The sequence below is a fragment of the Cupriavidus sp. PB-02 genome (genome assembly GCF_058252315.1).
Genome location: NZ_CM177694.1, coordinates 3,576,496 through 3,595,464, shown reverse-complemented (window position 1 = coordinate 3,595,464; position 18,969 = coordinate 3,576,496). Strand labels below are relative to the sequence as shown.

The window sequence follows — 18,969 nt, the reverse complement described above, 5'->3', positions numbered from 1 at the left end:
AGGGGTGAGGGAGAGGGCAGGCGCACGCAGGCGCAAGGCCTTTCCCCTTGCCGCGGGGCCCCGCGCAACGCCTGCTCAGGCTGGTGTTCGCAGGATCTGCGGCGCTGGCTCTCTCCCTCACTCCTCTGCGGCACCACGAAGAAAAAAGCCTCGCGCGAGCGAGGCTTTTTTCCGTCTGGCGAATGACCAGCCTCAGGCCAGCTTCTTCAGCAGCGTGCGCAGCATGCCGATCATCTGGTCGATCTCTTCGCGCGTCACGTTCAGCGCCGGCATGAAGCGCAGCAGGTTGGCGCGCGGCGCGTTCAGGAGCAGGCCTTGCGGCGCCATGTCGCGGGCTTCTTCCACCAGTTGCGGGCCGATGTCCTTGCCCAGCATCAGCGCGCGCAGCAGGCCTTCGCCGCGTTCACCGCCCAGGCCGAATTCAGCCGACAGCGCCAGCAGTTGTTCCCTCAGGTACTCGCCCTTGGCCGTGACGTCGTCGAGGAACCCCGGCGCGGTCAGCTGCTCGATCACGGCGCTGCCCACCGCGGTCATCAGCGGGTTGCCATTGTAGGTGCCGCCCTGGTCGCCGGCCTCGAAGCTGGCGACCTCGGCCTTGCACAGCAGCGCCGACAGCGGCACGCCGCCGCCGATACCCTTGCCCAGCGTCATGATGTCGGGCTCCACGCCCGACAGCTCGTAGGCGAACAGGGTGCCGCAGCGCCCGCACCCGGTCTGCACTTCATCGACGATCAACAGCAGCTTGTGCTTGTCGGCCAGTGCGCGCAGGCCCTGCATGAACTCGCGCGTGGCGGGGAGCACGCCACCTTCGCCCTGCACGGGCTCGAGCATGATGCCGACGGTCTTGTCGGTGATCAGCTTCTCCACCGAAGCCAGGTCGTTGAGGTCGGCCTTGGGGAAGCCCGGCACCTGCGGCGCGAAGATGGTGTCCCAGCCGGCCTTGCCCGACGCGCTCATGGTGGCGAGCGTGCGGCCATGGAAGCTGTGGTCCATGGTGATGATCTCGAAGGCGCCGTGCTTGTGCTTGCGGCCCCATTTGCGCGCGAGCTTGATCGCGCCTTCGTTGGCCTCGGCGCCGCTGTTGGCGAAAAAGACCTTGTCGAAGCAGCTGTTGTCGGTCAGCTGTTTGGCGAGCTTGAGCATCGGCTCGTTAAAGAAGGCCGGGCTCGGGTTGATCAGCTTGTGCGACTGGGCCACCAGCGCATCGATCATGCCCTGGTTGGAATGTCCCAGGCAGTTCACCGCCCAGCCTTGCACGAAGTCCAGGTATCGCTTGCCGTTGTGATCCGTCAGCCAGGATCCCTTGCCCTCGGTGAAGACGAGCTCGGGCCGGTTGGTGATGTACATCAGGGATTGGACGGGAAACTCAGCAAATGCCATGGCGGACTCCAGGGGTCGGCTTTAAACGATGGACGGGAGGGCGGGAACGACGAAACAAAGCGGGAAACAAACGGGCAAACCAAAACAAAAAGCCACGGGGTTTGCCCGTGGCTCGTTGACCTGAACAGACGCAGTCGACGGTCAGCCGCGTGGCACCCCATTGGGGAGCGACGTACGGAAGCTGCGGCGTCGATTGAAGGTCGTGTTCATGCGGCCAAATATAAGGCGCATGCGCCCGGGTGTCAAAACGAATTTTGGCAGACCCGGGCATTGTTGCGCTGACGGAACGGGCAGGGCGGCTGGCCGTTCAGGCCGCCGGGGCCGAGCCGGCCGGGTGCATATCGGCCTCGGAGGTGAACGAGTCGGCGAAGAACGCGTCCTCGTGCAGCTTGCACTGGCGGGTGAAGTCGGTGCGCGCGGCGTTGACCATCACCGGGGCGCCGCAGGCATAGACTTCATGGCCCGACAGGTCCGGGTGGTCGGCGATCACGGCCTGGTGGACAAAGCCGGTGCGGCCCTGCCAGTTGTCTTCGGGCTGCGCGTCGGACACCACCGGCACGTACTTGAAGTTGGGCAGGTCGCGCGCCCACTGCTCGCACAGCGCGTGCATGTACAGATCCTTGGGCCGGCGGCCGCCCCAGTACAGGGTCATCGGGCGCTCGATGCCGGTGTAGGCCATATGCTCGACGATCGCCTTGATCGGCGCGAAGCCGGTGCCGGAGGCCAGCAGGATGATCGGTGCGTTCGATTCCTCGCGCAGGAAGAAGCTGCCCAGCGGGCCTTCGAAGCGCAGGATGTCGCGCTCCTTCATCGCCGGCTGGCCTTCCTTGGCACCGAACACGTAGTCGGTGAAGGCGCCCCCGGGCATATGGCGGATATGCAGTTCGATCGGGCCGTCTTCATGCGGCGGCGTGGCGATCGAGTAGCTGCGGCGCTTGCCGTCGCGCAGCAGGAATTCCACGTACTGGCCGGCCAGGTACTGCATGCGCTCGGTTGCCGGCAGCTGCAGGCGAATCGAGATTACGTCGTCGGCCAGGCGCTCCAGCGTGGTCACGCGGCACGGCACCTTCTTGATGGGGATGTCGCCTGCGCCGTGGACTTCGCGGCATTCGATGGTGACATCCGAGGCCGCGTTGGCGCAGCAGAACAGGGCTCGGCCCTCGGTCCTTTCCTGCGCGGTCAGCGCGGACGGGGCGTGGTCGCCCTGGACGATGGTGCCTTCGAGCACGCGGCCCTTGCACGAGCCGCAGGCGCCGTTCTTGCAGCCGTAGGGCAGCCCGATGCTGTGGCGCAGGGCCGCGCCAAGGATGGTTTCGTCCGCGGCCACTTCGAACTTGTGGCCACTGGGCATGACGGTTACTTGATAAGCCATAATCGGTCTATGAGCCAAATTCAGTCGATGCTGCAGCCCTCGCGCCTCCCACTTCTCCCGGCACCTGGCCGCCGGCTGGGCCGTCCGCGCCTGTTGATCGTTGGCTGCGGGGATGTGGGGACGCGCTGCCTGCGAATCCTGTCGTCGCGCATGCGCGTGTTTGCCGTGACCTCGCAGCCGGCGCGCCGCGCCGAACTGCGCGCCGCCGGCGCGGTGCCGCTGGTGGCGGACCTGGACCGGCCCGCTACGCTCGCGCGGCTGCGCGGGCTGGCCACGCAGGTGCTGGACCTGGCGCCGCCGCCCGGGCAGGGCGAGGGCGATCCGCGCACGCGTGCACTGCTCGCCGCCTTGCGCCGCACGGCCTGGCGCCGGGCCAGGAAACCTGCGGGCACGCTTGCCGGCGAGCCCGCCATTCTACCCGACCGGGCCCCGCCCCGCGCTGCGTTTGTCTACGCCAGCACTTCCGGCGTCTATGGTGACCGCCAGGGCGCGCGGGTATCCGAATTCCACGCCGTGCGGCCCCAGACCGCGCGTGCGCGCCGCCGCGTGGCCGCCGAGCAGTCGGTGCGCGCGTTAGGCCGCGACGCCGGCTGGCGCACCAGCATCGTCCGCATCCCCGGTATCTATGCGGCGGACCGCCTGCCGGTGGCGCGGCTGCAACGCGGCACGCCGGCGCTGGTGCCTCAGGACGACGTCTACACCAGCCATATCCACGCCGACGACCTGGCGCGCACCATGGTCGCCGCGCTGTTCCGCGGCCGCCCGCAGCGCGTGGTCCACGCCAGCGACGACACCGAGCTGCGCATGGCCGACTACTTCGACCTGGTAGCCGACCGCCGTGGCCTGCCGCGCCCGCCCCGCATCACGCGCGGGCAAGCGCGTGAAGTGATCGAGCCGACGCTGCTGAGCTTTATGAGCGAATCGCGCCGGCTCGACAATCGCCGCCTGAAACGCGAGCTACGCCTGCGGCTGCGCTATCCCACCGTCGCTTCCTTCTTCGACGCCTGACCGCGCCCGCGGCTGCGCCCTGCTGAAAGGTCTTCCTGCTGGCACGGGGCTTGCTGTCCACTTGCGTCACTTTGTCCCTGTCTATACAGCGGCACATGGATCGCCCCGGCCTGGTGCCTGGTGGCGGTCCGTCTGAACCGACGTGGTGCCACCATCGTTGACGGATCCTCGAAATAAAGCGCCTTTCAAGGCGGTTTTGTATCGATTGACTCGGTGGAAGTACTACATTGACTTGTATATACAGGTATTGTTTAATGCCAGAAAACGAGCGCGGCCACAGGTATGGCCTGCCGTCGACGGACACACCAAAGGAGCGTACAGATGAGGATTCAGAGCCGCATTCACAGCAGGATCCGCGGTCGGATGGCAGTTGGGGCCGCGATGCTGTTCGCGGTGGTGGCCGCGGGCGGCACCGCGCACGCCCAGACCACCAAAGTGACGCTCGGCATGAGCGGCTGGACCGGCTTCGCGCCGCTGACGCTGGCCGACAAGGCCGGCATCTTCAAGAAGAACGGCGTGGAAGTCGACATCAAGATGATCCCGCAGAAGGACCGCCACCTGGCGCTGGCCTCGGGTGCGATCCAGTGCGCGGCCACCACGGTCGAGACCCACGTGGCCTGGAACGCCAACGGCGTGCCGATCACCCAGATCGTGCAGCTGGACAAGTCCTACGGTGCCGACGGCCTGGCCGTGCGCACCGACGTGAAGAGCTTTGCCGACCTGAAGGGCAAGACCATCGGTGTCGATGCGCCGGGTACCGCGCCGTACTTCGGCCTGGCCTGGATGCTGAAGAAGAACGGCATGACGCTCAAGGACGTGAAGACCACCACGCTGTCGCCGCAGGCGGCCGCGCAGGCCTTCGTGGCCGGCCAGAACGACGGCGCCATGACCTATGAGCCGTACCTGTCGACGGTGCGCCAGAACCCGGACAAGGGCAAGATCCTGGCGACCACGCTCGACTACCCGATGGTGACCGATACGCTCGGCTGCGCGCCGAAGTGGCTCAAGGAGAACCCAAAGGCGGCGCAGGCGCTGGTCGACAGCTACTTCGAGGCGCTGGAGATGATCCGCAAGGATCCCGAGAAGGCCAACGAGATCATGGGCGCCGCGGTCAAGCAGACCGGCGAGCAGTTCGCGAAGTCGGCCGCCTACCTGCGTTGGCAGGACCGTGAGGCCAACAAGAAGTTCTTCTCCGGCGAGCTCGCCAGCTTCAGCAAGGAAGCGGCGGCGGTGCTGCTCGACATCGGCGTGATCCGCCAGGTGCCGGACGTGACGACGCTGTACGACGCGCGTTTCCTCAAGTAACCCGCAGTTTCCAGGAGGCGTGACGTCATGACGCAAGCCCGAATTGGTTCATCTGCCCCGGCGGCCGCGGTGGCCGCCGGCGGCTCTGCCGAGGCGCCCGCGCGCCGGCGCCATCCGTGGCTGGCCCCGCTGGTCCCGGTGTCGCCGAACACGCGCTGGATCCTCGGCCTGTCTTTCTTTGTGCTGTTCTTAGGCATCTGGGCCGCGGTCACGCTGGGCGGCTTTGTGCCGCGCACGTTCCTGGCCGATCCGATGACGATGGCCAAGGAGGGCTTCATCCTTTTCACCGAGCACAACTTCATCGGCGACATCGGCATGACCGTCTGGCGCGTGGTCGGCGGCTTCGTGCTGGCCGCGGTGCTGGCCGTGCCGCTGGGCATCTTCATGGGCTCGTACAAGGCGGCCGAGGCGTTCTTCGAGCCCTTCGTGTCGTTCTGCCGCTACCTGCCCGCGTCGGCCTTTATCCCGCTGCTGATCCTGTGGGCCGGCATCGGCGAGACCCAGAAGTTGCTGGTGATCTTTATCGGCTCGTTCTTCCAGATCGTGCTGATGGTGGCGGTGGCCGTCGGCGGCGCGCGCAAGGACCTGGTCGAGGCGGCCTACACGCTGGGCGCCAACAGCGCCGGCATCGTGCGGCGCGTGCTGATCCCCGGGGCGGCGCCAGAGATCGCCGAGATCCTGCGGCTGGTGCTGGGCTGGGCCTGGACCTACGTGATCGTGGCCGAGCTGATCGGCTCGTCATCCGGCATCGGCCACATGATCACCGACAGCCAGGCGCTGCTCAATACCGGGCAGATTATCTTCGGCATCATCGTGATCGGCTGCATCGGGCTGGTCTCCGACCTTGTCTTCAAGCGCGCCAACCAGCGCCTGTTCCCGTGGAGTTCGATCCAATGAGCGCACTGTCCATCCAGCAGGTCTCGCGCACCTTCGCCAACCCGCGCGGTGGCCAGACCCTGGCGCTGCAGCCGGTCGACTTCGAGGTCCGCGACAACGACTTTGTCACCATCCTCGGGCCTTCGGGCTGCGGCAAGTCCACGCTGCTGCGCATCGTCGCGGGGCTCGACACCCCCTCCAGCGGCCGCGTGCTGCTGGACGGCCAGCCAGTGTCCGCCCCCGGCGCCGACCGCGGCATGGTGTTCCAGTCGTACACGCTGTTTCCCTGGCTGACGATCGAGCAGAACGTGCGCTTCGGCCTGCGCGAGCGCGGCATGAGCGCGGCCGAGCAGAAGGAGCGCAGCGACTTCTTCATGCAGCGCGTCGGCCTGCGCGGCTTCGAGCACCACTACCCGAAACAGCTCTCTGGCGGCATGCAGCAGCGCACCGCGATCGCGCGGGCGCTGGCCAACGATCCCAAGATCCTGCTGCTCGACGAGCCCTTCGGCGCGCTCGACAACCAGACCCGCGTGCTGATGCAGGAGTTGCTGCTCGGCATCTGGGAAGCCTCGCGCAAGACGGTATTATTCGTGACCCACGATATCGACGAGGCCATCTTCATGGCCAACCGGGTGGCGGTGTTTTCCGCCAGGCCGGGTCGGATCAAGAGCGAGATCGCGGTGGATTTCCCGCATCCGCGCCATTACACGATCAAGACCTCTCCCGAGTTTTCCGCGCTCAAGGCGCGCCTGACGGAAGAGATCCGCGCCGAGGCCATGGCCGCGGCCGAGCACTGAAACAACATGAACCACGCAGTAGGCCCTACTTCCGCTCCTTCGTCTCCCACCGCGCTCTACCAGCAGGTCAAGGAGTACATCGCCCGCCAGATCCAGAGCGGCGCGTGGCAGCCGGGCGACCGGGTGCCGTCGGAGCAGGAGCTGGTGAACCGCTTCGGCGTCTCGCGCATGACCGTCAACCGGGCACTGCGCGAGCTGTCGGAGCAGGGCCGGGTGGTGCGCGTGGCCGGCGTGGGCACCTTCGTCGCCGAGCACAAGCCGCAGTCCACGCTGCTGAGCGTGGTCAACCTGCAGGACGAGATCCGCATGCGCGGGCATGACTATGCCTGCGACGTGATCCTGGTGGAGCGCGTCTCGGCGTCGATCGAGGTGGCCGCCGCGCTGGAGCTGCGCACCGGCGAATCGGTGTACCACTCCGTCTGCGTGCATCGCGAGGACGGCGTACCGGTGCAGCTGGAAGACCGCTACGTCAATCCGCGCGTGGCGCCGGACTTTATCGGCCAGGATTTCAGCCAGACCCAGCCCGGCGAGTACCTGTTGCGCCATGTGCCCTACGATCAGGTAGAGCATGTGGTCGATGCGATCGCCGCCACCCCCGAGCAGGCCGCGCAACTGGAAATGCCGCCCACGCAACCTTGCCTGATGCTGACGCGCCGCACCTGGACCAACGGCGTGCCGGTGACTTTCGTGCGGTGCCTGCATCCGGGCAACCGCTACCGCCTCGGCAGCCGCTTCCGCGCCGACGGCAATCCCGCTTTCGGCTGATTCCCCGACGGATCAGCCCATGGTTCAATTTTTACCTTAAGCTGTATAGACAGGAACATACAAATGAGCGCCAGCCAACACGACCAAGCTTCCCGCCCGCTGCTGACCCTGCAGCCGGGCCATGTCACCCTGGCCGACCTGCGCCGCATCTACCGTGGCGAAGTGCGCCTGGAGATGGCCGAATCCGCCTGGGCGGGCGTGCGCGCCGCGCAGGCCACGGTGCAGGACATCATCGACGCCGACGCCGTGGTCTACGGCATCAACACCGGCTTCGGCAAGCTGGCGCAGAGCCGCATCCCGCACGACAAGCTGGCCCAGCTGCAGCGCAACCTGGTGCTGTCGCACAGCGTCGGCACAGGCCCCGACCTGGCCGAGGACACCGTGCGCCTGATCCTGGCGACCAAGGCGGTCAGCCTGGCGCGCGGCCACTCGGGCGTGCGGCCGGAACTGATCGAGGCGCTGCTGGCGCTGGTGAACCACGGCGTGACGCCGTGCATCCCGGCCAAGGGCTCGGTGGGCGCCTCCGGCGACCTGGCTCCGCTGGCGCATATGTCGTGCACGCTGATCGGCGTGGGCGATGTGCTGGTCGACGGCAAGCGCGTGCCGGCTGCAGAGGGCCTGGCCCATGCCGGCCTGAAAGCATTTGAACTTGGCCCGAAGGAAGGCCTGGCATTGCTCAACGGCACCCAGGTGTCGACCGCACTGGCGCTGGCCGGCCTGTTCGGCGCCGAAGACGCGTTTGCCGCCGGGCTGGTGGCAGGTGCGCTGTCGCTGGAAGCGATCAAGGGCTCGGTCAAGCCGTTCGATGCCCGTATCCATGAAGCCCGCGGCCAGGCCGGCCAGATCGCCGTGGCCGGCGCCGTGCGCGCGATGCTCGACGGCAGCGAGATCGTCGATTCGCACAAGGCCTGCGGCCGCGTGCAGGACCCGTACTCGATCCGCTGCCAGCCGCAGGTGATGGGCGCGTGCCTGGACAACCTGCAGCACGCCGCGCGCATCCTGCAGATCGAGGCCAATGCCGCGTCGGACAACCCGCTGGTGTTCCCGGAGCAGGGCGATGTGGTCTCCGGCGGCAATTTCCACGCCGAGCCGGTGGCGTTTGCCGCCGACATCATCGCGCTGGCGATCGCCGAGATCGGCGCGATTTCCGAGCGCCGGCTGGCGCTGCTGCTCGATACCGGGCTGTCGGGCCTGCCGCCGTTCCTGGTGCGCGAGGGCGGGTTGAACTCGGGCTTCATGATCGCGCAGGTGACCGCAGCCGCGCTGGCTTCCGAGAACAAGTCGCTGGCGCATCCGTCCAGCGTCGACAGCCTGCCGACGTCGGCCAACCAGGAAGACCATGTGTCGATGGCTACCTACGGTGCGCGCCGGCTGGGCGAGATGGCGGCCAATACCGCGGTGGTGGTCGGCATCGAAGCGATGGCGGCCGCACAGGGCATCGAATTCCATCGTCCGCTGAAGTCGTCGCCGCTGGTGGAAACCGAACTGGCCCGCATCCGCGCGCGCGTGGACTTCGTGGAAGGCGACCGCTACCTGGCGCCGGATATCGAAGCGATGAAGCAATGGGTGGTGCAGGGCGATGCCGGTGCGGGCTGGCCCGACGCCGTGCGCGCGATCCTGCCGACCAACCTGTCGGAACGCGACCGCAACTGACCCAGCAAGAGCAGACACGCAGCAGGAGAACAAGACATGAACGCCAACGAAAACCAATTCATCCAGCGCGGCCAGCGTGAAATCCGTGCCCCGCGCGGCAGCCAGCTGCACTGCAAGAACTGGCTGATCGAAGCCGCCTACCGCATGATCCAGAACAACCTCGATCCCGACGTGGCCGAGCGCCCGCAGGACCTGGTGGTGTACGGCGGCATCGGCAAGGCCGCGCGCAACTGGGAATGCTTCGACGCGATCCTGGACAGCTTGCGCCGCCTGGGCGAGGACGAATCGCTGCTGGTGCAGTCGGGCAAGCCGGTCGGCGTGTTCCGCACGCATGCCGACGCGCCGCGCGTGCTGATCGCCAACTCCAACCTGGTGCCGCACTGGGCCAACTGGGACAAATTCAACGAACTGGACCGCGCCGGCCTGATGATGTACGGCCAGATGACCGCGGGCTCGTGGATCTACATCGGCACGCAGGGCATCGTGCAGGGCACCTATGAGACCTTTGTCGAGGCCGGCCGCCAGCACTACAACGGCGACCTGTCGGGCAAGTGGATCCTGACCGCGGGCCTGGGCGGCATGGGCGGTGCGCAGCCGCTGGCGGGTGTGCTCGCCGGCGCCTGCGTGCTGGCGATCGAATGCCAGGAGTCGCGCATCGACTTCCGCCTGCGCACGCGCTACGTCGACAAGAAGGCCACCACGCTTGACGAAGCGCTGGCGATGATTGCCGAAGCCACGCAGAAGAAGGAAGCGATCTCGGTCGGCCTGCTCGGCAACGCCGCCGAGATCGTCCCTGAACTAGTCAAGCGCGCGCAGGCCGGCGGCATGCGCCCGGATATCGTCACCGACCAGACCTCTGCGCATGACCTGGTCAATGGCTACCTGCCGGAAGGCTGGACCGTCGAGCAGTGGGAGCAAGCGCGCAAGCAGGATCCCAAGTCGGTGGAAGCCGCAGCGCGTCCGTCGATCGTCAAGCACGTGCAGGCCATGCTCGACTTCCAGAAGATGGGCGTGCCGACGGTCGACTACGGCAATAACATTCGCCAGGTCGCGTTCGACGAGGGCGTGAAGAATGCCTTCGATTTCCCGGGTTTCGTGCCGGCCTATATCCGCCCGCTGTTCTGCCGCGGCAAGGGTCCGTTCCGCTGGGTGGCGCTGTCGGGCGACCCGGAGGATATCTACAAGACCGACGCCAAGATGAAGGAGCTGTTCCCCGAGGACAAGCACCTGCACCGCTGGCTCGACATGGCGCATGACCGCATCGCCTTCCAGGGCCTGCCGGCGCGCATCTGCTGGGTGGGGCTGGACGAGCGCCACCGCGCCGGCCTGGCCTTCAACGAGATGGTGAAGTCCGGTGAGCTGAAGGCGCCGGTAGTGATCGGCCGCGACCACCTGGACTGCGGCTCGGTGGCTTCGCCCAACCGCGAGACCGAAGCGATGCGCGACGGCTCGGATGCGGTTTCCGACTGGCCGCTGCTGAACGCGCTGCTGAACACCGCTGGCGGTGCCACGTGGGTCAGCCTGCATCACGGTGGCGGCGTTGGCATGGGCTTCTCGCAGCATTCGGGCGTTGTGATCGTGTGCGACGGCACCGACGCCGCTGCCAAGCGCATCGAACGCGTGCTGTGGAACGATCCGGCCACCGGCGTGATGCGTCATGCGGACGCGGGCTATGAAGTGGCCATCGAATGCGCGCACGAGAAGGGCCTCAACCTGCCGATGGTGAAGGGCTTATGAGCACGACCCTGCCACAGCGCTTTGCGCTGGATGAGATCGCCCCAACGCGCTGGAAGAACGGCGGCGGCAACACGCGCGAGATCGCGGTGTGGCCGGACGGCGCCGGCATGGACGACTTTGTGTGGCGGCTGAGCGTGGCCGATATCGAAGCGGATGGCCCGTTCTCGCCGTTCCCGGGCATCGACCGCCAGATCGTGCTGCTCGAAGGCGCGGGCGTGACGCTTGCCGCCGATGACGGCAGCTTCAGCCATCGGCTCGCGCAGCCGGGCGAGCCGTTTGCCTTTTCCGGCGACACCGGCCTGCAGGCAGCGCTGCTCGATGGCGCGACGCGCGACTTCAATGTGATGACGCGCCGTGGCAGGTGCCGTGCGCGTGTCGAAGCTTTCCGCCAGGGGTTTGCGGTCAGCACCGGCGACCATACCGTGTGCCTGTTTGCCGTCAGCGGCGCCTGGCAGGCGCAGGACGCCAATCTGTCGCTGCAGGCAGGCGAAGGGGCGCTATATGGCGCCGCCGGGACTGCATCGACGCAACCGTTTGAACCTGTGGGTGATGAAGCGCTGTGCCTTTGCGTCACCCTTGAGACGGAGCCGAGCCAATGACGCTGACCTCTGTATCGTCCGCCCCCAGTGCAGACGGCGTCTGGCACAACTGCCACCTGCTGCCGGATGCCGACCCCGCGCAGGCGATCCGCGATGCCGCGCTGGTTGTCGAGCAGGGACGTGTCGCGTGGCTCGGCGTTGCCGCCGAGATGCCGGACGCGTACCGCGGCTTGCCGCGCCATGATGCCAACGAGGCCTGGATCACCCCCGGCCTGGTCGACTGCCATACCCACCTGGTCTACGGCGGCCAGCGCGCCGATGAATTCGCGATGCGCCTTGCGGGCGCCGGCTACGAAGAAATTGCGCGCGCAGGCGGTGGCATCGTCTCCACCGTGCGCGCCACCCGCGCCGCCGACGAAGACACGCTGTTCGCACAGGCCGCCGTGCGCCTGCAGCCGCTGCTGGCCGAGGGCGTGACCGCGCTCGAGATCAAGTCGGGCTACGGCCTGAGCCTCGAAGCCGAGCGCAAGCAGCTGCGCGTGGCGCGGCGGCTGGGCGAGCAGTTCGGTGTCTCTGTCCACACCACCTTCCTCGGCGCGCATGCCTTGCCGCCCGAGTACGCGGGCCGTGCCGACGACTACATCGACCTGGTCTGCAACACCATGCTGCCGGCTCTGGCAGAGGAGGGGCTGGTCGACGCGGTCGATGCATTCTGCGAATCGATCGGCTTCTCGATCGCCCAGACCGAACGCGTCTTCGATGCCGCCACGCGCCACGGGCTGCGCGTCAAGCTGCATGCCGAGCAACTGAGCAACCTCGGCGCAGCCGCACTGGCCGCGCGCCATCGCGCCTTGTCCGCCGATCATCTCGAACATCTCGATGAAGCCGGCGTTGTGGCGATGGCGGAGGCCGGCACGGTCGCGGTGCTGCTGCCCGGCGCCTACTACTTCCTGCGCGACACCAACCTGCCGCCGATCGCGCTGCTGCGCCAGTACGGCGTGCCGATGGCGATCTCGACCGACCACAACCCGGGCACGTCGCCGGTGACGTCGCTGCTGCTGATGATGAATATGGCCTGCACGCTGTTCCGCCTGACCGTGCCCGAAGCACTGGCCGGCGTGACCGTACACGCAGCGCGCGCGCTGGGCGCGGCCGACCGGCACGGCAAGCTTGAAGCGGGGCGTGTTGCCGACTTCGCGCTGTGGGGCATCGATTCGCCCGCTGAGCTGGCCTACTGGTTCGGCCGCAACCCGGTGGCGACGGTGGTGCGTCAGGGCCGCGTCTATCACGCGCACGGAGGCGCATCGGCATGAGCGCTACGCAACTTCTCGCACCTTATGCACTTCTGCCGTCCGGCTGGGCGCGCGATGTGCTACTGGCATGGGACGAACAGGGCCGCTTGACCACCGTGCAGCCCGACGCCACGCCTGCGGCCGGCTTGCCGCGCGCGGTCGGCCCGGTGCTGCCCGGCATGCCCAACCTGCATTCACACGCCTTCCAGCGCGGCTTTGCCGGCCTCACTGAGTACCGCAGCCGTCCGCAGGGCGACGACCCGGCCGGCGCCGACTCGTTCTGGAGCTGGCGCACGCTGATGTACCGCTTTGCGCAACGTCTGTCGCCAGATACGCTGGAGGCGATCGCCACGCAGCTCTATATCGAGATGCTGCGCGCCGGCTACACCAGCGTGTGCGAGTTCCACTACGTGCATCACGATGCCGACGGCAAGCCCTATGCCGACGCCTCCGAGATGTCGCTGCGCCTGCTGCGCGCGGCGCAGCGCACCGGCATCGGCATGACGCTGCTGCCGGTGCTGTACCAGACCGCCGGCTTTGGCGGCAAGCCGCCGCTGGCGGAGCAGCGCCGTTTCCTGCACGACACCGACGCGATGCTGCGCCTGCTGGAACGGCTCGCGCCCGTATGCGCGCAGTCCGGCGCACGGCTCGGGCTGGCACCGCATTCGTTGCGTGCGGTGCCGGAAGGCAGCCTGGCGCACGCGCTGGCGGGCCTGAAGGCCATCGACCCGCAGGCGCCCATCCATATCCATATCGCCGAACAGCAGCGCGAAGTCGACGATTGCATCGCCTGGTCCGGCACGCGCCCGGTCACCTGGTTGTTCGACCATGTTGAAGTCGATGCGCGCTGGTGCCTGGTGCATGCCACCCATATGGATTGGGACGAACGACGGCGCCTCGCGCACAGCGGCGCGGTGGCCGGCATCTGCCCGACCACTGAGGCCAACCTTGGCGACGGCGTGTTCGAAGCCGCGCCTTACCTCGCGCAGCACGGCGCATGGGGTATCGGCTCGGACAGCCACGCCAGTGTCAGCGTGGCCGAGGAACTGCGCCTGTTCGAGTACGGCCAGCGGTTAGGTCTGCAGCGGCGCAACGTGCTGGCCTCCGACACACATGCGCAGGTGGCCGACCGTTTGTATCTGGAAGCCGTGGCCGGCGGCGCACGCGCCAGCGGCCGCGCCATAAGCGGACTGGCAATGGGACAGCAGGCGGATTTCGTCGTGCTGGACGGCGCGCATCCCGCGCTGGCCGGGCTCGACGGCGCGCAGGCGCTCGCCAACCACGTGTTCGCCAATCACGGTCATGAGACACTAGCGGATGTCCGCACCGCCGGCCGTAGCCGCGTGCAGCATGGCGCGCATCCGCTGCAGGCGGACGCGGGCCGGCTCTTCATCGCGGCCCGCGCCAGCCTGATGGCCGACTGAAACCGGGCGCTCGCCCACCGCATCGCAAAGACCATGTCCTTCTCCACCGATATCCCCGCCTTCACCCTGCACCGTGGCACGCGCCCGCTGCTGGTATCGATGCCGCATGTCGGCACGCACCTGCCGGCATCCGTCTCGCAACGGCTGACCGCCGAAGCTCGCACCGTGCCCGATACCGACTGGCACCTGGAACGTCTCTACGACTTTGCCCGCGAGCTGGGCGCATCGGTGCTGGCCGCCACGCACTCGCGCTACGTGGTCGACCTGAACCGGCCGCCCGATAACGCCAACCTGTATCCCGGCCAGGACACCACCGGCCTGTGCCCGGTCGATACCTTCGACAAGACGCCGGTGTACGCCGACGGCTGCAACGGCCCGGACGATGCGGAGATCGTCGCCCGCCGCGACGCGATCTGGCGCCCGTACCACGAGGCGCTGGCCGCGGAACTGGCCCGACTGAAAGCGGAACACGGCACCATCGCGCTGTGGGACGCGCATTCGATTCGCTCGGTGCTGCCGCGCTTCTTCGAAGGCAGGCTGCCGGACTTCAACCTCGGCACGGCCAACGGCGACAGCTGCGATGCCATGCTGGCGAACCAGTTGCTGGAGCAGGCCGCCGCGGTGCCGGGCCATACCGCGGTGCTGAACGGCCGCTTCAAGGGCGGCTACATTACGCGCCAGTATGGAAAGCCGCAGGCCGGCGTGCACGCGGTGCAACTCGAGCTGTCGCAGTGCGCGTATATGAGCGAGGTGTATCCGTTCGCCTATGACGAGGCGCGTGCCTCGGCACTGCAGCCGGCGTTGCGCGGCATGCTGGCGACGGTGCTGGAGTTCGTCGAGTCCCGCTGAGCACAGCGCTCTGCCAGCCGCGGCAAAGCTCAGGCGACTTGCTGGCCAAGCCGCAGGCGGTAGAGCGAGGTGCTGGCGGCGATGAACCATTCATTGCCCGCGACGCCACCGAAGGTAAGGTTGCCCACTTTTTGCGGCACCGGGATATGCGCCATCCGTGCCAGTCCGTGCGAGCCAACAGTAAGCTGCCTCAGCTTGCTGTTGGCTTTTGCCGCATCGGCGCACAGGGCTGATTTGGCATCCCCGATGGAGGAGATGGGCAGTGGGACGTGGAGAGGCAGAGCGCGGCTCAGCGCTGCCTGGCCAGGCGGTCCTCGATATGCTTGGCACGCTCCTGCGAGCCCGGGTGCGAACTGAGCATGCTCGACTGCCCGCCGTCGAGCGTCGACATCTTGCGGAACGCCGTCGCCAGCGCCTGCCGGTTGGCGCCGTTCTTCGTCAGCAGGTCGAACGAATAGTCATCGGCCGCGGTTTCCTGGCGCTGTGAGAATTGCGCATTGACGAACTTTTCGGCCAGGTCCCCAATCTGCGACGACGATAGCGCAGTCAGCGAAGCGATGCTGGTCGACCCGAGCAACCCGCGCGCAGCGGCCGCGGTATAGGCCACCTGCATCGCTGCCTTGGTATGGCCGAGCGCCACGTGCCCGATCTCATGGCCCACCACGCCGCGCACTTCATCGTCGCTCAAAAAATCCATCAGCCCGCTGTAGACCCGCACGCAGCCATTGGCCATCGCCCAGGCATTGATGTCCTTGGTCATGTACACCTTGGCGTCGAGCGGCAGGCCGGTATTGCCAAGCCCGCTCATCACCGTGGCCAGGCGCTTGGTGTAGGTGCTGTCCGCAGGCGCGAGGGTGTTCTTCTTATCCATCTCCGCGCATGACTGGTCGGACAGCGTCTTGACGTTGGCGTCCGACAAGGTAGCGGCGGTGAAGAGGCTGCCGCCGGCCTGGGTGAGGTTTTCCACGTTGGCACCGGCGCAGCCGGCAAGCAGGGTGGCGCAGGCTAGGGCGGAGAGGGTGAGTCGCTTCATGGTTCGCTCCGGGGGAGAATGGAATGGGCAATGCCATAGGATAGGAAGCGGGAGGAGGGTGCGCTAGTGGACGCCGTCCGACATCGGGCTTCCGAATAGTGGCCCTCAAAGCATTTGTAGGCCCGGACATCGGGCTGCTGATTCAACTCACCGAAAGTGTTGTGAAATCGCACAGGTCATCGAGACGCTGCTGCGAACGAAGGAACTGGTAATCGAGGCGGCGGAAACAGTCTGGAAGGCGTTGCGGCTGTACGCTGGTTCGTCGGCCGATTTTGCGGACTGCCTGATCGAGAAGACGTGCCACGAAGCGCAGTGCGAATACACGGCGACGTTTGATGCCAAGGCAGCGAACGTCGCCGGGATGAGACTGCTCAGATAACAGGAGTTCTGGCTAGCTGCGCCTCGCCAACGAACGCGTCTCGGTCAAGGCCGATTGCGCATTATGCAAAGCAAAGGATTTTTGATGGTGCCCGGGGTCGGACTCGAACCGACACGCCTTGCGGCGGGGGATTTTGAGTCCCCTGCGTCTACCTGTTTCACCACCCGGGCAGGGTGTCTGGCATCGGAACCGATGCCGTGCTGAGCCGACGATTATGCCGCAAATCCACCCGCCCTACAACCGGCGTCCGGTTGGTTCAACGCCCGCGCCGGGCCCGGGCGGTGCGGTTGCGGTCGTAGTACTCGGGCGGCTTGCGGGCGATCCAGCGGATGAACTCGGCCATGGCGGGGTGGCGGCGCAGCGCGTGCCAGTCGTGGAAGGTGGTCGCCAGTTCGGCCTCGGTGAAGACGGAATGGATCTTCTGGTGGCAGACGCGGTGCATCGGCACGACCTCGCGGCCGCCGTGGCTGCGCGGGACGGGATGGTGCAGGTCGGTGCTGGGGCCCGGCACCAGTTCGCGGCCGCATAAGGGGCAGCGCGTGGCGGCCGGACTGTCCGGGGATGGGGGCGGGGGGCCGAGCTGGCTGGCCCGGCCGGAGCGCAGGTGGCGTTTGACGACCATGGATAAACGGTAGTGGCACGGATGGCCTGCGGCACGCAAATCCGGTTAGGATCGCCGGCACGGCGCACGTCATGCGATCGGCGCCGGCCTTCCAGCTACCGCAACGCACCGAACGCCATGACCGACCAAGCTTCGCTGGCGAGCCTTGCCAGCCTTCCCTCGCAGGATCCTGAGTTCTACGACCGAGAATATAACAACCGCGCCAATGTGCCGGACAACCCGGCGCATATGGCACGCTGGGCGCAGTGGTCCGCCGAGGTGCGCGAGCGCGGCGGCTTCCTCGCCGACCTGAGCTATGCCGGCGCGTGCGCACGGCATCCGCAGGACCAGACGCTGGACTATTTCCCGGCGCAGAGGGCGAACGGATCGCTGCCGCCGCTGCTGGTGTTCGTACACGGCGGCTATTTCCGTGCGCTGGACAAGCGCGACCACAGCTTTGTCGCCAGCGTGCTGCCGGCGCTGGGCGTAGCGGTGGCGGTGGTCAACTACTCGCTGGTGCCGTCCGTGACGGTGCCGGAGATCGTGCGGCAGGTGCTGGACAGCGTTGCCTGGCTGTACCGCGAGTCGGACCAGTTCGGGCACGATCCGGACCGGCTGTTCGTGGCCGGGCATTCCGTCGGCGGCCACCTGGTGGCGATGCTGATGGCGGCGCGCTGGCCGGAGCTCGGCGCCGATCTGCCGGCCGACCTGGTCAAGGGCGGGCTCTCGGTTAGCGGGCTGTACGACATGGAGCCGCTGCGGCGCGCGGCCTTCCTGCAGTGCGACCTGCGGCTGTCGGAAGAGGATGTCGCGCGCCTGTCGCCGGCGTTCATGCCGCCGGCCGGCGCAGCGCCGCTGGCGCTTGCGGTGGGCGAGCTGGAGGCGGACGAGTACCAGCGCCAGCATGCGCTGATGCGCGCGGCGTGGCCGGCCAACGTGGGGCACCCGGCAGCGAGCGATATCGTGCTGCCGGGCTGCCACCACTTCAATGTGCTCGACGGCTTCAGCGAGGCGGACAGCACGCTGACGCGCGCGGTACTGCGCCTGATGGGCCGCTAGGGCAGGGTCGGTCAGTCCTCGAGCACGCGCAGCAGCGACGACGTATCGTCCTTGCCCCAGCCGTTGGCCATCAGCATGCGCAATTGCGCCGAGGTGGCCTGCATCGCCGGCAGGTCCAGGCCGATTTCCTCGGCGATATCGCGCGCCAGCCCGAAGTCCTTGTCGTGCAGGCGCGCCTCGATGCCGGCGGCGAAGTTGCGCGCCACCATCTTGGGGCCCATCAGGTCGAGCATGCGGCTGCCCGCCATGCCGGTCGCCATGGCCTCGAACACGCGGCCGGTATCGACGTTCTGTGCGGCGGCAAAGCGCATGGCTTCGGCGATGCCTTCGATATTGACCACCTGCGCGATCTGGTTGCACAGCTTGGCGACCTGGCCGGCGCCGTTGTCGCCGATATGGGTGATGGTCTTGCCCAGCAGTTGCAGCAGCGGGCGCACGCGCTCCAGCATCTCGGGCTTGCCGCCGACCATGATGGTAAGCGTGGCGGCCTCGGCGCCCGCGGTGCCGCCCGACACCGGGCAGTCCAGCGCCTCGATGCCCCGCGCGGCCAGCGCCGCCGCGATCTCGCGCGTGACGATCGGCGAGATGGTGCTGTGGTCCACGCAGATGGTGCCGGGCGCGGCGCCGTGGATCACGCCTTGCTCGCCCAGCAGCACTTCGCGCACGTCTTCGGACGAGGTCACGTTGGTGAAGACGACGCTGGCGCCGCGCGCGGCTTCGGCCGGCGTGAAGTACGGTTCCGCACCCATGGCGCGCGCGGCCTCGGCGGCCTCCGGGCGGCGCACGAAGGCGCGCACGGCATGGCCGGCCGCCAGCAGGTGGCGGACCATGTGCGAGCCCATGGCGCCCAGGCCGATAAAGGCAACGGTGGTGGGGGTGGTGGTCATGCGAATGCTTCCT

At 67.5% G+C, this 18,969-nt stretch carries 17 protein-coding genes, 1 tRNA gene and 1 pseudogene; 12 read left to right on the top strand and 7 right to left on the bottom strand.

Annotated features, from left to right (window positions below; translation table 11 throughout):
• Nucleotides 1–192: 192 nt before the first annotated feature.
• Together AC10V3_RS16880 and AC10V3_RS16875 are read right to left on the bottom strand one after the other, a co-directional pair.
• Nucleotides 193–1,380 carry an acetylornithine transaminase gene (locus AC10V3_RS16880; RefSeq protein WP_022536451.1) on the bottom strand — a complete coding sequence of 396 codons (1,188 nt, stop codon included), beginning with the start codon at nucleotides 1,378–1,380 and terminating at the stop codon, nucleotides 193–195.
• Nucleotides 1,381–1,687: 307 nt separating this feature from the next.
• Nucleotides 1,688–2,752 carry a CDP-6-deoxy-delta-3,4-glucoseen reductase gene (locus tag AC10V3_RS16875; protein ID WP_349606281.1) on the bottom strand — a complete coding sequence of 355 codons (1,065 nt, stop codon included), beginning with the start codon at nucleotides 2,750–2,752 and terminating at the stop codon, nucleotides 1,688–1,690.
• Between the two features lie 9 nt (nucleotides 2,753–2,761).
• Between AC10V3_RS16875 and AC10V3_RS16870 the strand changes: the two genes are divergently transcribed.
• The 11 genes from AC10V3_RS16870 (at nucleotide 2,762) to hutG (ending at nucleotide 14,997) form a co-directional block, all read left to right on the top strand.
• The gene (locus AC10V3_RS16870) at nucleotides 2,762–3,760 is read left to right on the top strand and encodes an NAD-dependent epimerase/dehydratase family protein (RefSeq protein WP_490922639.1); all 999 of its coding nucleotides are present in this window, start codon (nucleotides 2,762–2,764) and stop codon (nucleotides 3,758–3,760) included.
• Nucleotides 3,761–4,123: 363 nt separating this feature from the next.
• On the top strand, nucleotides 4,124–5,065 hold the full coding sequence (locus AC10V3_RS16865) for an ABC transporter substrate-binding protein (protein WP_041681143.1): 942 nt from the start codon (nucleotides 4,124–4,126) through the stop codon (nucleotides 5,063–5,065).
• Between the two features lie 27 nt (nucleotides 5,066–5,092).
• Nucleotides 5,093–5,962 carry an ABC transporter permease gene (locus AC10V3_RS16860; protein WP_349606278.1) on the top strand — a complete coding sequence of 290 codons (870 nt, stop codon included), beginning with the start codon at nucleotides 5,093–5,095 and terminating at the stop codon, nucleotides 5,960–5,962.
• Entirely contained in the window at nucleotides 5,959–6,738 is a 780-nt protein-coding gene (locus AC10V3_RS16855) for an ABC transporter ATP-binding protein (RefSeq protein ID WP_022536446.1), read from the top strand. Before AC10V3_RS16860 ends, AC10V3_RS16855 begins: the two co-directional genes overlap by 4 nt.
• A gap of 6 nt (nucleotides 6,739–6,744) precedes the next feature.
• The gene (hutC, locus tag AC10V3_RS16850; protein WP_022536445.1) at nucleotides 6,745–7,503 is read left to right on the top strand and encodes a histidine utilization transcriptional repressor HutC; all 759 of its coding nucleotides are present in this window, start codon (nucleotides 6,745–6,747) and stop codon (nucleotides 7,501–7,503) included.
• 63 nt (nucleotides 7,504–7,566) lie between these two features.
• On the top strand, nucleotides 7,567–9,156 hold the full coding sequence (hutH, locus tag AC10V3_RS16845) for a histidine ammonia-lyase (protein ID WP_490922636.1): 1,590 nt from the start codon (nucleotides 7,567–7,569) through the stop codon (nucleotides 9,154–9,156).
• A gap of 36 nt (nucleotides 9,157–9,192) precedes the next feature.
• On the top strand, nucleotides 9,193–10,893 hold the full coding sequence (hutU, locus tag AC10V3_RS16840; RefSeq protein ID WP_490922634.1) for a urocanate hydratase: 1,701 nt from the start codon (nucleotides 9,193–9,195) through the stop codon (nucleotides 10,891–10,893).
• Complete coding sequence (locus AC10V3_RS16835; RefSeq protein WP_490922632.1) at nucleotides 10,890–11,492, top strand: HutD/Ves family protein; 603 nt, start codon at nucleotides 10,890–10,892, stop codon at nucleotides 11,490–11,492. Before hutU ends, AC10V3_RS16835 begins: the two co-directional genes overlap by 4 nt.
• Nucleotides 11,489–12,745: an imidazolonepropionase gene (gene hutI, locus AC10V3_RS16830; protein WP_490922631.1), complete on the top strand. Its 1,257-nt coding sequence runs from the start codon at nucleotides 11,489–11,491 to the stop codon at nucleotides 12,743–12,745. The genes AC10V3_RS16835 and hutI overlap by 4 nt, the downstream gene beginning before the upstream one ends.
• A complete protein-coding gene (locus AC10V3_RS16825) occupies nucleotides 12,742–14,148 on the top strand; it encodes a formimidoylglutamate deiminase (RefSeq protein WP_349606275.1) in 1,407 nt (468 codons plus the stop codon). The genes hutI and AC10V3_RS16825 overlap by 4 nt, the downstream gene beginning before the upstream one ends.
• A gap of 33 nt (nucleotides 14,149–14,181) precedes the next feature.
• The gene (hutG, locus tag AC10V3_RS16820; protein ID WP_490922630.1) at nucleotides 14,182–14,997 is read left to right on the top strand and encodes an N-formylglutamate deformylase; all 816 of its coding nucleotides are present in this window, start codon (nucleotides 14,182–14,184) and stop codon (nucleotides 14,995–14,997) included.
• Between the two features lie 29 nt (nucleotides 14,998–15,026).
• Here the strand turns inward: hutG and AC10V3_RS16815 are convergent.
• The 4 genes and pseudogenes from AC10V3_RS16815 to AC10V3_RS16800 all read right to left on the bottom strand — a co-directional run.
• Nucleotides 15,027–15,155, bottom strand: a pseudogene (locus tag AC10V3_RS16815) (SMP-30/gluconolactonase/LRE family protein); the annotation flags it as partial.
• 131 nt (nucleotides 15,156–15,286) lie between these two features.
• Nucleotides 15,287–16,030, bottom strand: coding sequence for a metalloprotease LoiP (gene loiP / locus AC10V3_RS16810; RefSeq protein ID WP_022536437.1), 744 nt, complete (start codon nucleotides 16,028–16,030; stop codon nucleotides 15,287–15,289).
• Nucleotides 16,031–16,494: 464 nt separating this feature from the next.
• Nucleotides 16,495–16,579: transfer RNA gene (locus AC10V3_RS16805), tRNA-Leu, on the bottom strand.
• Between the two features lie 86 nt (nucleotides 16,580–16,665).
• Nucleotides 16,666–17,031 (bottom strand): HNH endonuclease family protein, encoded by a 366-nt coding sequence (locus AC10V3_RS16800; RefSeq protein ID WP_490922629.1) that lies wholly within the window; start codon nucleotides 17,029–17,031, stop codon nucleotides 16,666–16,668.
• 117 nt (nucleotides 17,032–17,148) lie between these two features.
• Between AC10V3_RS16800 and AC10V3_RS16795 the strand changes: the two genes are divergently transcribed.
• Nucleotides 17,149–18,069 carry an alpha/beta hydrolase gene (locus AC10V3_RS16795; protein WP_490922627.1) on the top strand — a complete coding sequence of 307 codons (921 nt, stop codon included), beginning with the start codon at nucleotides 17,149–17,151 and terminating at the stop codon, nucleotides 18,067–18,069.
• Between the two features lie 11 nt (nucleotides 18,070–18,080).
• On the opposite strand, the gene AC10V3_RS16790 is transcribed toward AC10V3_RS16795, so the two are convergent.
• A complete protein-coding gene (locus AC10V3_RS16790; RefSeq protein WP_022536418.1) occupies nucleotides 18,081–18,956 on the bottom strand; it encodes an NAD(P)-dependent oxidoreductase in 876 nt (291 codons plus the stop codon).
• Nucleotides 18,957–18,969: the final 13 nt, after the last annotated feature.

What these genes read in the sequence shown, in the direction of transcription:
- AC10V3_RS16880 (WP_022536451.1), bottom strand. Translation starts at nt 1,380, where the DNA reads ATGGCATTTGCTGAGTTTCCCGTCCAATCCCTGATGTACATCACCAAC.
- AC10V3_RS16875 (WP_349606281.1), bottom strand. Translation starts at nt 2,752, where the DNA reads ATGGCTTATCAAGTAACCGTCATGCCCAGTGGCCACAAGTTCGAAGTG.
- AC10V3_RS16870 (WP_490922639.1), top strand. Translation starts at nt 2,762, where the DNA reads ATGAGCCAAATTCAGTCGATGCTGCAGCCCTCGCGCCTCCCACTTCTC.
- AC10V3_RS16865 (WP_041681143.1), top strand. Translation starts at nt 4,124, where the DNA reads ATGGCAGTTGGGGCCGCGATGCTGTTCGCGGTGGTGGCCGCGGGCGGC.
- AC10V3_RS16860 (WP_349606278.1), top strand. Translation starts at nt 5,093, where the DNA reads ATGACGCAAGCCCGAATTGGTTCATCTGCCCCGGCGGCCGCGGTGGCC.
- AC10V3_RS16855 (WP_022536446.1), top strand. Translation starts at nt 5,959, where the DNA reads ATGAGCGCACTGTCCATCCAGCAGGTCTCGCGCACCTTCGCCAACCCG.
- hutC (WP_022536445.1), top strand. Translation starts at nt 6,745, where the DNA reads ATGAACCACGCAGTAGGCCCTACTTCCGCTCCTTCGTCTCCCACCGCG.
- hutH (WP_490922636.1), top strand. Translation starts at nt 7,567, where the DNA reads ATGAGCGCCAGCCAACACGACCAAGCTTCCCGCCCGCTGCTGACCCTG.
- hutU (WP_490922634.1), top strand. Translation starts at nt 9,193, where the DNA reads ATGAACGCCAACGAAAACCAATTCATCCAGCGCGGCCAGCGTGAAATC.
- AC10V3_RS16835 (WP_490922632.1), top strand. Translation starts at nt 10,890, where the DNA reads ATGAGCACGACCCTGCCACAGCGCTTTGCGCTGGATGAGATCGCCCCA.
- hutI (WP_490922631.1), top strand. Translation starts at nt 11,489, where the DNA reads ATGACGCTGACCTCTGTATCGTCCGCCCCCAGTGCAGACGGCGTCTGG.
- AC10V3_RS16825 (WP_349606275.1), top strand. Translation starts at nt 12,742, where the DNA reads ATGAGCGCTACGCAACTTCTCGCACCTTATGCACTTCTGCCGTCCGGC.
- hutG (WP_490922630.1), top strand. Translation starts at nt 14,182, where the DNA reads ATGTCCTTCTCCACCGATATCCCCGCCTTCACCCTGCACCGTGGCACG.
- loiP (WP_022536437.1), bottom strand. Translation starts at nt 16,030, where the DNA reads ATGAAGCGACTCACCCTCTCCGCCCTAGCCTGCGCCACCCTGCTTGCC.
- AC10V3_RS16800 (WP_490922629.1), bottom strand. Translation starts at nt 17,031, where the DNA reads ATGGTCGTCAAACGCCACCTGCGCTCCGGCCGGGCCAGCCAGCTCGGC.
- AC10V3_RS16795 (WP_490922627.1), top strand. Translation starts at nt 17,149, where the DNA reads ATGACCGACCAAGCTTCGCTGGCGAGCCTTGCCAGCCTTCCCTCGCAG.
- AC10V3_RS16790 (WP_022536418.1), bottom strand. Translation starts at nt 18,956, where the DNA reads ATGACCACCACCCCCACCACCGTTGCCTTTATCGGCCTGGGCGCCATG.